Source organism: Sinorhizobium americanum (assembly GCF_001651855.1).
GTDB lineage: Bacteria > Pseudomonadota > Alphaproteobacteria > Rhizobiales > Rhizobiaceae > Sinorhizobium > Sinorhizobium americanum.
In genome coordinates this window covers 209,074-221,851 of the sequence record NZ_LNQC01000077.1, presented here as the reverse complement: position 1 = coordinate 221,851, position 12,778 = coordinate 209,074, and the positions used below count along the sequence as shown (strand labels likewise).

Below are 12,778 nucleotides of genomic sequence, written 5' to 3'. Positions count from 1 at the left end.
AGAGCAGGCATAGACCCGTTTTGACCGTGGAGGCAAGGCAGCGGCCTACTGCATGTTTCCTTCAACCGTAGCCAATCCCACGAAAAACATGCAGCAACTCGAAGTGCTGCGGCGACGATTTGCGCCCGGAACATTAAGCCGTCACAAAGCGTTGCGCCCGAAGACGGGGTCAAGAAGAATGTCGAGCGAGCATCGGACCTATTCGCACAAGGACGACGACCCGCACCTGACCGACGACGATCTGGCGCAGAAGGTCCTGCGCTTCCTCCGCTACGCGACTTTCATCGACACGAGCGACATGGACGTGATCGCCCTCGGCACCATGGTCGTCCTGTCCGGTACGGTGCCGCGCGAAGCGGACATCGCCTGCGCCGGGGAGGCGGCGGCCTCGGTGATCGGCGTCCAGAGCGTCGAGAACAGGCTGACGGCGCGACCGGGCGAAGCGCCGGGCTGAGCCGAAGGTCGCGGAGGACAGAGCATGAAGGACAGCATCGAAAAGCGCATCGAACTGGCAGCTCCGATCGAAAGGGTGTGGCGCGCGCTCACCGATCATGAGGCCTTCGGCGAGTGGTTTCGCGTCAAGCTCGGCGGCCCCTTCGTCGTCGGTCAGATCACCACGGGTGAAATCACCTATCCCGGCCACGAGGGCATCGAGTGGACATCGGTAACGGAGCGGATGGAGGCGCCGCGACTCTTCGCCTTTCGTTGGCCGCACTCCGATGATCCGAATGCCGATATTTCGAGCGCACCTTCGACGCGCGTCGAATTCCACCTCAAACCGACGACGAAGGGTACGCATCTGACGATCACCGAATCGGGCTTCGGCTCGCTGCCGGAGGAGCGGCGGGAGGAGGTGATCTGCAGCAACGAGAAGGGATGGGAGATCCAGGCCCAGAATATCAAGGCCTTCGTCGAAGCTTGAGCGGCCCGTCACCATCGTCAATCGCGACGGTCTGTTGTGTGGATCCTCCTTGCCGAGCGGGAGGCGGTCGCGGCGATGGCCGACCGGTTCCCGCGCTAAAGCGGCGCTCCGTCGCCCTATGATCCGATCGTCGTCACCAGGCGAACCCGGACGAGGCGGAGCGTCTCCATCCCGCCCCTCAACCCCGGCCGCGCCGGTAGCGGATCGTGCTGAAGCTGGCCGCGAGGCCGTCATAGAGCAGCAGGCGGCCGACGAGTGGCTCGCCGGTGCCGGTGATGAGCTTGATTGCTTCCATCGCCTGCAGTGTGCCGATGACGCCGGTGAGCGCCCCGACCACGCCGGCCTCGGCGCAGGCTGGCACCGCGCCCGGCGGTGGCGGCGTCGGGAAGAGATCGCGATAGGAGGGATTGGGGTGCCCCTCGGCGTCCGCCTCGTAGGGTTTCAACACTGTGACGGAGCCGTCGAAGCGCCCGACGGCGCCGGTGACGAGGGGGACCCGTGCCGCTTCCGCCGTGTCCGCCGCCAGATAGCGCGTATCGAAATTGTCGGACCCGTCGACGACGAGGTCGTACTGCCGGAAGATCGCCTCGGCGTTTTCGGGCGCGAGACGCAGCGCGTGCGGCGTGACCTCCACATGCGGGTTGAGGTCGGCGATCGCGGCCGCGGCGCTTTCGACCTTCGGCCGGCCGATATCGCGGGTGGCGTGGATGACCTGGCGCTGCAGGTTGGAGAGCGATACGACGTCGTCGTCGACGATGCCGAGCCGGCCCACACCGGCCGCGGCGAGATACTGCAGCACCGGGGCGCCGAGCCCGCCCGCGCCGATGAGCAGCACACGTGCGGCCTTCAGCTTCTGCTGCCCGGCGCCGCCGATCTCGGGTAGCACGATATGGCGCGCGTAACGCGCGATTTCCGATGAGTCGAGTGCCGTTTCGGTCATGTCCGTCTCCGTGGGATACCTGCGAGGCGTATTCTGAGCCCGTGGGCTAGGGCGGACGTCACGCCGATACGCGGCCGCTTGCAACCGTCAGATGACAGGCCCGTTCGCCGAGCGCCTCGAACATCGCCCGGTCCGTCCCGGTCATGAAGGCCTGGCCACCGAGCTCGTCGACGCGGTCGAAGAGAGCAGCCCGCCGCCCCTGATCGAGATGGGCGGCAATCTCGTCGAGCAGCAGCACCGGCGCGTGCCCGGTCATGTCGCCGACGAGCCGCGCATGGGCGAGCACGAGGCCTACGAGCAGCGCCTTCTGCTCGCCGGTCGAGCAGCGCTCCGCCTCCATGTCCTTTTCCCGGTGGCGGATCAGGAGATCACTGCGGTGCGGCCCGTCGAGCGTCCGGCCGGCCGCCGCATCGCGGGCGCGGCCGTCGATGAGCCTCGAGAAATAGCGCTCTTCGAGATCGTAGGCGGGCAGGCCGTGACAATCGTCGAGAAAGCCGGCAAGCGACAGGCTGGCGGACGGGAAGCTGCCGCCGTCCTGGTTGCGTTCCACAAGCGCCGTCAGCAGGCCGAGCATTTCCAGCCGGGCAAGCGCCATCGAGACGCCCAAGCTTGCCATTTCGCGCTCGATCGCGGTCAGCCAGGCGGGATCAGGCCGGAATTCCGAGAGCAGCCGGTTGCGGCTGCGCATCGCGCGGTCGAACTCGCTGGCGCGTCTGCCATGCTCGGGATCGAGTGATAGCACCAGACGATCGAGAAACCGCCGCCGATCCGAGGATGGGCCGGTGAACAGCCCGTCCATCGCCGGCGTCAGCCAAAGCACGCGCAGATGGTCGGTGAGTTCGTCGACGGTGCGGGCCGGCGTGCCGTTGAGCCTCAGGCGGCGCGATTGGCCTTCTTCCGCGCCAGCCGTACCGGTGCCGATCTCCACCGGTCCGTCCATTCCCTCGACCGCCGCGAAAACCGAAAAGCCGTCCGCCGCGCCCACCCGGGCGACATCCGCGTAAGCCGCGCGGCGCAGCCCCCGGCCCGGCGAGAGAAAGGAGATCGCCTCCATCAAATTGGTCTTGCCTGCACCGTTTTCGCCGGTCAGCACCACATGCCGCTGGTCGAGTTCGAGCGACAGCGTCGCATAATTGCGAAAATCATTGAGTTTCAGGCGGGTGAGATAGACCTTGTGGGGCATTGCGGGTCCGAATTCGACGTGCCTGTCAGGTAGGACGAAAGCTCGGAGAAGGCAAGGTGAAAAGGTCGTCCCGGGGACGGGCCGGTCCCGTGGCCGTGCCATGCGCCGAACGGCGGGGAAAAGCCCCAATTTTCCGCTGAACGGGAACTTTTCATGGGCGTGCAGGTACAATATGACAGCCGCATGACAATCCACAACCGAATGGATCGCTGATGCTCGGCCTGTTTCGCAAGCTCCTCCCCCGTGAAGATCGCTTCTTCGATCTCTTCGAACAGCATTCGCGCACGGTCATGGGGGCGGCGGAGGCGCTGAACGCGCTGCTCGCCGGCGGGCCGGATCTTGAGCGCCATTGCGACCGCATCGTCCAGTTCGAGGACGAGGCCGACGGGATCACCCGCGAGGTCCTGCTTGCGGTGCGCCGCAGCTTCATCACGCCCTTCGACCGCGGCGACATCAAGGATCTCATCCAGTCGATGGATGATGCGATCGACATGATGCACAAGACGGTGAAGACCATCCGGCTCTACGAACAGAAGAGCTTCGATCCCGGCATGCAGGCGATGGGCGCCGCGGTCGTCGAGGCTGCCCAGCTCGTCGCCGAGGCCATTCCGCTCCTCAACCGGATCGGCGCCAATGCGCACCGCCTGAGCACGATCGCCGAAGAGGTCACCCGCGTCGAAGGTCGCTCCGACGAACTGCATGAGCAGGGCCTGAAGGATCTCTTCAAGCGCCATGGCAGCAGCAATCCCATGGCCTACATCATCGGCAGCGAAATCTATGGCGAGCTGGAGAAGGTCGTCGATCGCTTCGAGGATGTTGCCAACGAGATCAGCGGCATCGTGATCGAGAACGTCTGATGGATGCCACACTCGCCTTCCCGCTGCTTGTGGGCCTCATCGGAGTCGCGCTGTTCTTCGACTTCCTCAACGGATTGCACGATGCGGCGAACTCGATCGCAACGATCGTGTCGACACGGGTGCTGCGGCCGCAATATGCCGTCATGTGGGCCGCATTCTTCAACTTCATCGCCTTTCTGTTCTTCGGGCTGCATGTGGCCGAGACACTCGGCAAGGGGATCATCGATCCCGGGATCGTTACGCCGCAGGTCATCTTCGCGGCGTTGATCGGTGCCATCGTCTGGAACATCCTGACATGGGTCTTCGGCATTCCGTCGAGCTCTTCGCACGCCCTCGTCGGCGGCCTTGTCGGCGCAGGCCTTGCAAAGGCCGGCTTTAGCTCCATCGTCTGGTCCGGCCTCCTGAAGACCGCCGGCGCCATCGTCATGTCGCCGGGGATAGGCTTCGTGCTCGCGCTCCTGCTGGTGCTGATCGTCTCCTGGCTGTTCGTGCGCCAGACGCCGTTTGCCGTCGACAACACCTTCCGGGGCCTGCAATTCGTTTCGGCGTCGCTCTATTCGCTCGGCCATGGCGGCAATGATGCCCAGAAGACGATGGGCATCATTGCCGTGCTCCTGTTTTCGCAAGGCTATCTCGGGCCGGAATTCCACGTGCCCTTCTGGGTGGTCATCACCTGCCAGGCGGCGATCGCGCTCGGCACCCTGTTCGGCGGCTGGAGGATCGTCCACACCATGGGATCGAAGATCACCAAGCTCAATCCGATGCAGGGTTTCTGTGCCGAGACCGGTGGCGCCATCACGCTGTTTGCCGCGACCTGGCTCGGCATTCCGGTGTCGACGACCCACACGATCACCGGCGCCATCATCGGCGTCGGGTCGGCCCGGCGCGTCTCGGCCGTGCGCTGGGGTCTCGCTGGCAACATCGTCGTCGCCTGGGTGATCACGATGCCGGCGGCCGCGCTGATTTCGGCCCTCTCCTACTACGCTGTTGATCTCATCGGCTGAGACGGCGCCGCAGCTCGCCGAAGCTGCCTCCCGACCCGACTCGTCCAGAAATGGTGCGGCGCATGGGCACTTCGCGCCGTTGGCATCATTCGTGGTCGGGAGTATATTCCCGTCACTGATGATATGGTTGCATGCGAGGCGGTTGACAGCTTACTCGTTCTGATTTCGGGAGGGGTAGATGACGGACGTCAAATGGACGATCAAGGGCCGCGAATTCATTCATTGCAATTGCGCCTATGGCTGCCCCTGCCAGTTCAATGCCCTGCCGACGCAAGGGCATTGCAGCGCCGTGGGGGTGATCGAGATCGAGGAAGGCCATTACGGCGATACGCGCCTGGATGGCCTGAGGTGCGGGATGATCGTCGCCTGGCCGGGTGCCATCCACGAGGGCAGGGGCGAAGTGGTGCCGATCGTCGACGAGCGCGCCTCGGACGCGCAACGCGAAGCGCTGCTGCGCATCATGAGCGGCCAGGACACCGAACCCGGTGCGACCTTCTTCCAGGTGTTCTCGACGACCTTCGAGACGTTCCACGATCCGGTCTTCGCCCCGATCGACTTCGAGGTCGACATCGAGAAGCGGACGGCGCGCGTCCGTGTGCCGGGATGGATCGAGGCGCGCGGCGAGCCGATCGTCAATCCGGTGACCGGCGATGAGCACCGTGCCCGCCTGAACCTGCCGCACGGATTTGAATACGACACTTGCGAGATGGGGCGGGGCTGGGCCGATACGACCGGTGTCCTGCCGCTCTCGCTGGCGGATTCGCACGCCCATTTCGCCAGGATCCATATGACCGAACGCGGCGTGGTGCATTGACATCATGACCAACGCGACGCTCGAATCCCTGTTGCGCCGGGACCGGGCGATCGTCGCTGCGGCGATCGCTATGCTGGCGGTTGTCTCCTGGATCTACATCCTGTGGCTTGCCGCCGGCATGGACATGGACGGCATGCCGATGCCCGCGACGGGCACCGACGGAGCCATGCCGATGGAGACCGGCATGCACATGGATATGGACATGGGAAGCGGCACGACGGCCGGTCCGCTCGACGCAATGCTCGGCATTTCACCGCGCCCTTGGAGCGCCGTCGAAGCCGCCTTCACCCTGACCATGTGGGTGGTGATGATGGTCGGCATGATGCTTCCTTCGGCGTCGCCGATGATCCTTCTCTATGCCCGCGTCGGACGGCAGAGCCTCCGCGACGGCAAGCCCTTCGCTTCGGCCGGCTATTTCACCGGCGGCTATCTCATGGCCTGGGCCGGTTTTGCGCTGGTCGCGACGCTCGGGCAATGGCTGATCGAAGGCACGCTGCTGACCCCGGCGCTCGCAAGCGCCAGTCGTCTCTTCAGCGGCATCGTGCTGATCGTCGCGGGCCTGTACCAATGGACGCCGCTCAAGGATGCCTGCCTGACCCAATGCCAGGCGCCGATCGTCTTCCTGCAGCGGCACGGCGGCTTCCGCAGCAATCCGGGCGGTGCCGTGAGGCTGGGCTACCGCCACGGGCTCTATTGCGTCGGCTGCTGCTGGGCGCTGATGGGCCTCCTGTTCGTCGGCGGCATCATGAATGTGCTGTGGATCGCCGCGATCGCTGTCTTCGTGCTGGCCGAAAAGCTGCTGCCGGCCGGGCGTCTTCTTTCCCGCGTTGCGGGCACGGGGCTCATCGTCGTTGGCATCTGGCAATTGGCTGTGGTGTTGGGCTGAGCCTTCCGCAGGGTGCGCGTGCGCGTGTCGCCCACATTCCGCTGCCGCGACCTTCTCCCCGCCAGCGGGGCGAAGGGGACGCGCGGCGCCTGCTCAGTCCCCTCTCCCCGTCAGAACGGCAAGAGGGGTAATCCTCGGGTTAAAACTCGAGGAGAGGGGCAAACTTGAGAGAGATTACTCGCTCAGCGTATCGAAGAAATCCTTCATGCGGGAGAAGAAGCCCGCCGATTGCGGATTGTTTTCCTTCGACGAGATCTGCTCGAACTCCTGCAGGAGTTCGCGCTGCCGCTTGGTGAGCTTCTGCGGCGTCTCGATCTGAATCTGGATATAGAGGTCGCCCGTCTGGTTGGAGCGCAGCACCGGCATGCCCTTGCCCTTCAGGCGGAACTGCTTGCCGGCCTGGGTGCCCTCCGGCACGGTGACGCGCGATTTCGTGCCGTCGAGCGTGGTGACGTCGAATTTGCCACCGAGGGCGGCCGTCGTCATCGAGATCGGCACACTGCAATAGAGATCGGCGCCATCGCGCTGGTAGAATTCATGCGGCTTGACCGACAGGAAAATATAGAGGTCGCCGGGCGGACCGCCGCGCAGCCCCGCTTCGCCCTCGCCGGAGAGGCGGATGCGGGTGCCGTCCTCGATGCCGGTCGGGATGTTGACCGATAGCGTGCGCTCTTCGGTAACCCGGCCCTGGCCGTGACATTTCGTGCAGGGATCGGTGATCGTCTGACCGCGGCCGCCGCAGGTCGGGCAGGTGCGTTCGATCGAGAAGAAGCCCTGGGCGGCGCGGATGCGGCCCGAGCCCTGACAGGTGGCGCAAGTCTTCGGGCTGGTGCCCGGCTTCGCACCGGAACCGGTGCAGACGTCGCAGGTGACCGAAGTCGGCACGCGGATCTGTGCCGTCTTGCCGGAAAAGGCCTCCTCGAGAGTGATCTCCATATTGTAGCGAAGATCCGCACCGCGTTCGCGGCCGCCCGAAGAGCGGCGCTGCCGGCCGCCCATCATCTCGCCGAAGATATCTTCGAAAATGTCCGAGAAGCCGCTGGCGCCGCCGCCGGCAAACCCGTTGCCGAAGCCGGCTCCCATGCCGCCCTGCTCGAAGGCCGCGTGGCCGTAGCGGTCGTAGGCGGCCCGCTTCTGCGGGTCCTTCAGCGTTTCATAAGCCTCGTTGATTTCCTTGAAGGACTTTTCCGCTTCCTGGTCCCCGGGGTTGCGGTCCGGGTGATATTTCATCGCCAGTTTACGGAAGGCGCTTTTCAGCTCCTTCTCGTCCGCGTTTTTTTGAACGCCAAGCGTTTCGTAAAGATCACGTTTCATGCTTCAACGGTTGTCCAGTTGACAAGGCTTGCCAGCGCGAAGGGTTCGACCTCGATTATCTTGCCACAGGATTTAGTAAACCTTGAAGCGCGATACCATAGGCCAAATGGCGTCCGCGTGGTTTTTTGTCGGGAATAATGGTGTTCCCGCACCATTTCCCGACGTTATCGCCTCGTAATGCGTTTGCCTGCCCGCCTCACGGGCAGGCTTTCATCTCGCCGCGCGGGCCTCAGCGATACAGAAAAGCCCGGGATCGCTCCCGGGCTTCGCTGTTCGATCGAGGCGGGCTTATGCCGAACGCTTGCGGTCGTCCTCGTCCTTGACTTCCTCGTAGTCGGCGTCGACGACGTCGTCGCCGTCGCGCTTGGCGTCGGCGGCGGCATCCGCGTGCGCCGCTTCGGCCTGCTGAGCTTCATAGATCGCCTGACCAAGTTTCATGGAGACTTCCATGAGCGTGTTGGTCTTCGCCTTGATGTCCTCGGCGTCCGGCTCGGACGCTTCGACAGCGGTCTTCAGCGCTGCGATCGCGTCGCTGATCGCCTTGCGATCCGTCTCCGAAACCTTGTCGCCATATTCCTTCAGCGACTTTTCGGAAGAATGGATCAGGCTTTCGGCCTGGTTCTTGGCTTCGACCCCTTCACGGCGCTTCTTGTCGGCCTCGGCATTGGCCTCGGCGTCCTTGACCATCTTCTCGATGTCGGCGTCGGAAAGACCGCCCGAGGCCTGGATACGGATCTGGTGCTCCTTACCGGTGCCCTTATCCTTGGCCGAAACCTGGACGATGCCGTTGGCGTCGATGTCGAAGGTCACTTCAATCTGCGGCATGCCGCGCGGTGCCGGCGGAATTCCGACGAGATCGAACTGGCCGAGCAGCTTGTTATCGGCCGCCATCTCGCGCTCGCCCTGGGAGACGCGGATCGTCACGGCGGACTGGTTGTCGTCGGCGGTCGAGAAGACCTGGCTCTTCTTTGTCGGGATCGTCGTGTTGCGCTCGATCAGGCGGGTGAAGACGCCGCCAAGCGTCTCGATGCCAAGCGACAGCGGCGTCACGTCGAGGAGCAGGACGTCCTTGACGTCGCCCTGCAACACGCCGGCCTGGATGGCGGCACCCATCGCGACCACTTCATCCGGGTTGACGCCCTTGTGCGGCTCCTTGCCGAAGAGCTGCTTCACGGTTTCCTGGACCTTCGGCATGCGGGTCATACCGCCGACGAGAACGACTTCGTCGATCTCGGCAGCCGAAACGCCGGCATCCTTGAGGGCTGCCTTGCACGGCGCAATGGTTTTCTGGATCAGGTCTTCGACAAGGCTCTCGAACTTGGCGCGCGACAGCTTCATCGTCAGGTGTTTCGGACCGGACGCATCCGCGGTGATGAACGGCAGGTTGATCTCGGTCTGCTGCGAGGAAGACAGCTCGATCTTCGCCTTTTCGGCAGCCTCCTTGAGGCGCTGCAGCGCGAGCTTGTCGTTCTTGAGATCGATGCCCTGTTCCTTCTTGAACTCGGCAGCCAGATACTCGACGAGACGCATGTCGAAGTCTTCACCGCCGAGGAAGGTGTCGCCGTTGGTCGACTTCACCTCGAAGACGCCGTCGCCGATTTCCAGCACGGAAATATCGAAGGTGCCGCCGCCGAGGTCGTAGACGGCGATCGTCTTGCCTTCCTTCTTGTCGAGGCCGTAGGCAAGCGCTGCCGCGGTCGGCTCGTTGATGATGCGCAGCACGTCGAGACCGGCGATCTTGCCGGCATCCTTGGTGGCTTGGCGCTGGGCGTCGTTGAAATAGGCCGGGACGGTGATGACGGCCTTCTCGACCTTCTCGCCAAGATAGGACTCGGCCGTTTCCTTCATCTTCTGAAGGATCATCGCGGAGATCTGCGACGGGGAATAGTTCTTGCCGTGCGCCTCGACCCAGGCGTCGCCATTGTCGGCCTTGACGATCTTGTAGGGGACCATCCCCTTGTCCTTCTGGGTGGTCGGATCCTCGAAGGTGCGGCCGATCAGGCGCTTGATCGCAAAAAGGGTGTTTTCGGGATTGGTGACCGCCTGGCGCTTGGCCGGCTGGCCGACGAGGCGTTCGCCGTCGTCCGAAAAGGCCACCATAGACGGGGTGGTGCGCGCGCCTTCGGCGTTTTCGATTACCTTCGCGTCCTTGCCGTCCATGACGGCGACGCAGGAGTTGGTCGTTCCGAGGTCAATACCAATAACTTTAGCCATGTCGTTCTCTCCTTGCAGCGGACTGTCGGAACCCGGTCAGGCATTCATGGGACAGCCCCTAACGGGATGGTCTTTTGCATTTCATCGCAGCCGCGGCTGCGCCGATGCGGCGTATATAAGGACCGGCGTTTCGGACTGCAAGGCATTCTGCGGGGGGATCAGGGGCAAATGCAAGCCACCTCTCCGCGGTCCCGTGCCGATCGCTTCCGCGCGCGATGCGTGCGCCAGCGATCGGCCAGGCTGGCCTTGCGGTGTGTGCCCGCGCTCAGCCGCCGGTCAAGAGCTCGAAAAGCGTGGTGCGACGGGTCGCGCCGGTCGTCTCGCCGACCCCCGCCGGCGGAATGGGGCCGCCCGTCGGCTCTTCCATCGGGCGGGACTGATCGGCGGCGACCGCACCGTCCATTGTCGCCGGCCGTTCCGGGAAGGCTGCGGGATCACCAAGGCCGTCAGGCGGGGCCTCGCCGCCGGCAATGGGGCCAGTCTCCTCGAAGACCGGCTGGACACCGGTCGTGCCGAAGAGCGGCGAGGGAGAAAGTCCCTGATGGGCGGCCACCATGAAATCGTGCCAGGCCCTGGCCGGCAGCCCGCCACCGGTCACCTTCTTCATCGATTTGCCGTCGTCATTGCCGAACCAGACGCCGGTGGTGAGATTCGACGTATAGCCGACGAACAGCGCGTCGCGGAAGGATTGCGTCGTGCCGGTCTTGCCGGCCGACTCCCAGTCCGGCAGCCGCGCCTTCTTGCCGGTGCCGTCGGTCAGCACCCGCACCATCATCCGGTTCATCTCGCTGACGATCGCCGGATCGAGAACGCGCGGCGGGTTGTCATATGTGTTTTCGTAAAGCACGGTACCTTCGGCGGTGGAGATGCGGCGGATGACATGCGGCGTCGCCTTGAAGCCGCCATTCATGAAGGGGGCGTAGGAAGAGGTGAGCTCGACGAGGGTGACTTCCGACGTGCCGAGCGCGATCGAAGCATTCGCCTGCATTTCCGAATCGATCCCGAGCCGATGCGCGAGCTTGACAACGTTCGGCGGCCCCACCTCCATCACGAGCTGCGCGGCGATGGTGTTCAGTGAGTTGGCGAGCGCATCGGCAAGCGTCACCTCGCCGCGATACTTCTGGTCGTAGTTTTCCGGCGTCCAGTTGCCGATCCTGACCGGCGCGTCGTTCCTGACCGACATGGGGGTGCGGCCGATTTCGAGCGCCGCCGCATAGACGAAGGGCTTGAAGGCGGAGCCCGGCTGGCGCTTGGCCTTGGATGCCCGGTCGAACTGGCTCTCCGCATAGTCCCGGCCGCCGACGAGCGCCCGGATCGCACCGGTGCCGTCGATCGAGACGAGCGCCGCCTGCGAGGCGTTGAGCTTGCCGCCCTCGTCGTCGAGCGTGGCCGCAATCACCTCTTCGGCCTTTTTCTCGAGCGTCAGATCGATGGTGGTGTCGACGATCAGGTCCTGTTTGACCTCGCCGATCATGCCTGGAAGCTGGTCCATCACCATGTCGGCGACATAGTGCTCGGCGCCCGACCAGAAGCTCTTGGCCCGCGTCGGCGTCTGCGACATCGCCGTCTTGATCTCGGCATCGCTGATGAAGCCTTCCTCGCGCATGGCGCCGAGCACCACCTGGGCGCGCGCTTCCGCGGCTTGAGGGTCGCGCGCCGGCGAAAGCCGCGATGGCGCCTTCAGCAGGCCGGCGAGCACCGCCGCCTCGCCGAGATTGACGTCGCGCGCCGACTTGTTGAAGTAGCGCCTCGACGCCGCCTCGACGCCATAGGCGTTGGAGCCGAAGAAGACGCGGTTGAGATACATCGCCAGGATCTGGTCCTTGGTGTATTTCTGCTCCAGCCAGAAGGCGAGCAGCACCTCCTGCACCTTTCGTTCAAGGGTGCGTTCCGGCGAGAGGAACAGGTTCTTGGCAAGCTGCTGCGTCAGCGTCGAGCCGCCCTGGACCATGCGGCCAGTCGTCAGATTGGTCAGCATGGCGCGCGCCAGCCCCAGCGGGTCGACGCCGAAATGCGAATAGAAGCGGCGGTCCTCGATGGCGATCACCGCCTGCGGGATGTAGGGGGACATGTCCTCGAGCGCCAGCGCCTCGCCGCCGGTCGCACCGCGATTGGCGACGATGTCTCCGTTGACGGCGAGGATCTTGACGTTCGGTGGACGCTCGGGAATCGACCAGCTCGTCGCACTCGGCATGCGCGCGCCATAATAGAGCACCAGCCCGCCGACGCCGATCGCGCCCCAGATGCCAAGCACGACGCACCAATAGGCAAGCCGACGCAGCGGGCCGAAAAAGCCGCCGCCCGACCCGCCGCCGCGGCGGCGCCGGCTGCGCGTCTCGCGGCCGCCCTTGCCGCTCGGCCCCGCACGTTTGGCCTTGCGTCCGCCGCTGCTGAGGCGGTCGCTTGCATCGGCCCGCAGATCGTCGTCGTCATCATAGTCGCCGCCGAAGGAAGGCTCGATCCGCTGCCCTGAGTTTCTGCTCGCCATGCCGGAAGGATTGTCCCCTGAAGCCGAACCGGTTCATCGTCGCTCCAGGCGACACCGGCGGCGCGATTATCGTGCGGCACCGGTCTTGCCGCTCCGCTCCATGCCGATCCCTCGACTGTAAATGCGGCAATTTAAGGGGGAGTTAAGAATTGGCGC

The 12,778-nt window shown here is 64.5% G+C and carries 11 protein-coding genes; 6 read left to right on the top strand and 5 right to left on the bottom strand.

The window, feature by feature from the left end; genetic code table 11:
• Nucleotides 1–178 precede the first annotated feature (178 nt).
• A complete protein-coding gene (locus tag ATC00_RS26810) occupies nt 179–454 on the top strand; it encodes a BON domain-containing protein (protein WP_064255077.1) in 276 nt (91 codons plus the stop codon).
• A gap of 24 nt (nt 455–478) precedes the next feature.
• Nucleotides 479–922 carry an SRPBCC family protein gene (locus ATC00_RS26805; protein ID WP_064255076.1) on the top strand — a complete coding sequence of 148 codons (444 nt, stop codon included), beginning with the start codon at nt 479–481 and terminating at the stop codon, nt 920–922.
• A gap of 178 nt (nt 923–1,100) precedes the next feature.
• Here ATC00_RS26805 and ATC00_RS26800 read toward each other — a convergent pair whose 3' ends face one another.
• Nucleotides 1,101–1,862, bottom strand: coding sequence for a molybdopterin-synthase adenylyltransferase MoeB (locus ATC00_RS26800; protein ID WP_064255075.1), 762 nt, complete (start codon nt 1,860–1,862; stop codon nt 1,101–1,103).
• Nucleotides 1,863–1,920: 58 nt separating this feature from the next.
• Entirely contained in the window at nt 1,921–3,045 is a 1,125-nt protein-coding gene (gene recF, locus ATC00_RS26795) for a DNA replication/repair protein RecF (RefSeq protein WP_037390643.1), read from the bottom strand.
• 212 nt (nt 3,046–3,257) lie between these two features.
• On the opposite strand from recF, the gene ATC00_RS26790 reads away from it, so the two are divergent.
• The 4 genes from ATC00_RS26790 to ATC00_RS26775 all read left to right on the top strand — a co-directional run bounded on the left by ATC00_RS26790 (nt 3,258) and on the right by ATC00_RS26775 (nt 6,606).
• A complete protein-coding gene (locus ATC00_RS26790; RefSeq protein ID WP_037390644.1) occupies nt 3,258–3,902 on the top strand; it encodes a DUF47 domain-containing protein in 645 nt (214 codons plus the stop codon).
• A complete protein-coding gene (locus tag ATC00_RS26785; RefSeq protein WP_037390645.1) occupies nt 3,902–4,906 on the top strand; it encodes an inorganic phosphate transporter in 1,005 nt (334 codons plus the stop codon). Before ATC00_RS26790 ends, ATC00_RS26785 begins: the two co-directional genes overlap by 1 nt.
• Before the next feature lie 178 nt (nt 4,907–5,084).
• The gene (locus tag ATC00_RS26780; protein WP_037390646.1) at nt 5,085–5,720 is read left to right on the top strand and encodes a DUF1326 domain-containing protein; all 636 of its coding nucleotides are present in this window, start codon (nt 5,085–5,087) and stop codon (nt 5,718–5,720) included.
• Nucleotide 5,721: 1 nt separating this feature from the next.
• Nucleotides 5,722–6,606 carry a DUF2182 domain-containing protein gene (locus ATC00_RS26775; RefSeq protein WP_412458438.1) on the top strand — a complete coding sequence of 295 codons (885 nt, stop codon included), beginning with the start codon at nt 5,722–5,724 and terminating at the stop codon, nt 6,604–6,606.
• Between the two features lie 174 nt (nt 6,607–6,780).
• Here the strand turns inward: ATC00_RS26775 and dnaJ are convergent, their stop codons facing one another.
• The 3 genes from dnaJ to ATC00_RS26760 all read right to left on the bottom strand — a co-directional run bounded on the left by dnaJ (nt 6,781) and on the right by ATC00_RS26760 (nt 12,622).
• Nucleotides 6,781–7,920: a molecular chaperone DnaJ gene (dnaJ, locus tag ATC00_RS26770; protein WP_037390648.1), complete on the bottom strand. Its 1,140-nt coding sequence runs from the start codon at nt 7,918–7,920 to the stop codon at nt 6,781–6,783.
• A gap of 288 nt (nt 7,921–8,208) precedes the next feature.
• Nucleotides 8,209–10,134: a molecular chaperone DnaK gene (dnaK, locus tag ATC00_RS26765; protein WP_037390649.1), complete on the bottom strand. Its 1,926-nt coding sequence runs from the start codon at nt 10,132–10,134 to the stop codon at nt 8,209–8,211.
• A gap of 265 nt (nt 10,135–10,399) precedes the next feature.
• Complete coding sequence (locus tag ATC00_RS26760; protein WP_064255074.1) at nt 10,400–12,622, bottom strand: transglycosylase domain-containing protein; 2,223 nt, start codon at nt 12,620–12,622, stop codon at nt 10,400–10,402.
• Nucleotides 12,623–12,778: the final 156 nt, after the last annotated feature.

Coding starts and splice junctions, on each gene's coding strand:
- ATC00_RS26810 (WP_064255077.1), top strand. CDS start 179: ATGTCGAGCGAGCATCGGACCTATTCGCACAAGGACGACGACCCGCAC.
- ATC00_RS26805 (WP_064255076.1), top strand. CDS start 479: ATGAAGGACAGCATCGAAAAGCGCATCGAACTGGCAGCTCCGATCGAA.
- ATC00_RS26800 (WP_064255075.1), bottom strand. CDS start 1,862: ATGACCGAAACGGCACTCGACTCATCGGAAATCGCGCGTTACGCGCGC.
- recF (WP_037390643.1), bottom strand. CDS start 3,045: ATGCCCCACAAGGTCTATCTCACCCGCCTGAAACTCAATGATTTTCGC.
- ATC00_RS26790 (WP_037390644.1), top strand. CDS start 3,258: ATGCTCGGCCTGTTTCGCAAGCTCCTCCCCCGTGAAGATCGCTTCTTC.
- ATC00_RS26785 (WP_037390645.1), top strand. CDS start 3,902: ATGGATGCCACACTCGCCTTCCCGCTGCTTGTGGGCCTCATCGGAGTC.
- ATC00_RS26780 (WP_037390646.1), top strand. CDS start 5,085: ATGACGGACGTCAAATGGACGATCAAGGGCCGCGAATTCATTCATTGC.
- dnaJ (WP_037390648.1), bottom strand. CDS start 7,920: ATGAAACGTGATCTTTACGAAACGCTTGGCGTTCAAAAAAACGCGGAC.
- dnaK (WP_037390649.1), bottom strand. CDS start 10,134: ATGGCTAAAGTTATTGGTATTGACCTCGGAACGACCAACTCCTGCGTC.
- ATC00_RS26760 (WP_064255074.1), bottom strand. CDS start 12,622: ATGGCGAGCAGAAACTCAGGGCAGCGGATCGAGCCTTCCTTCGGCGGC.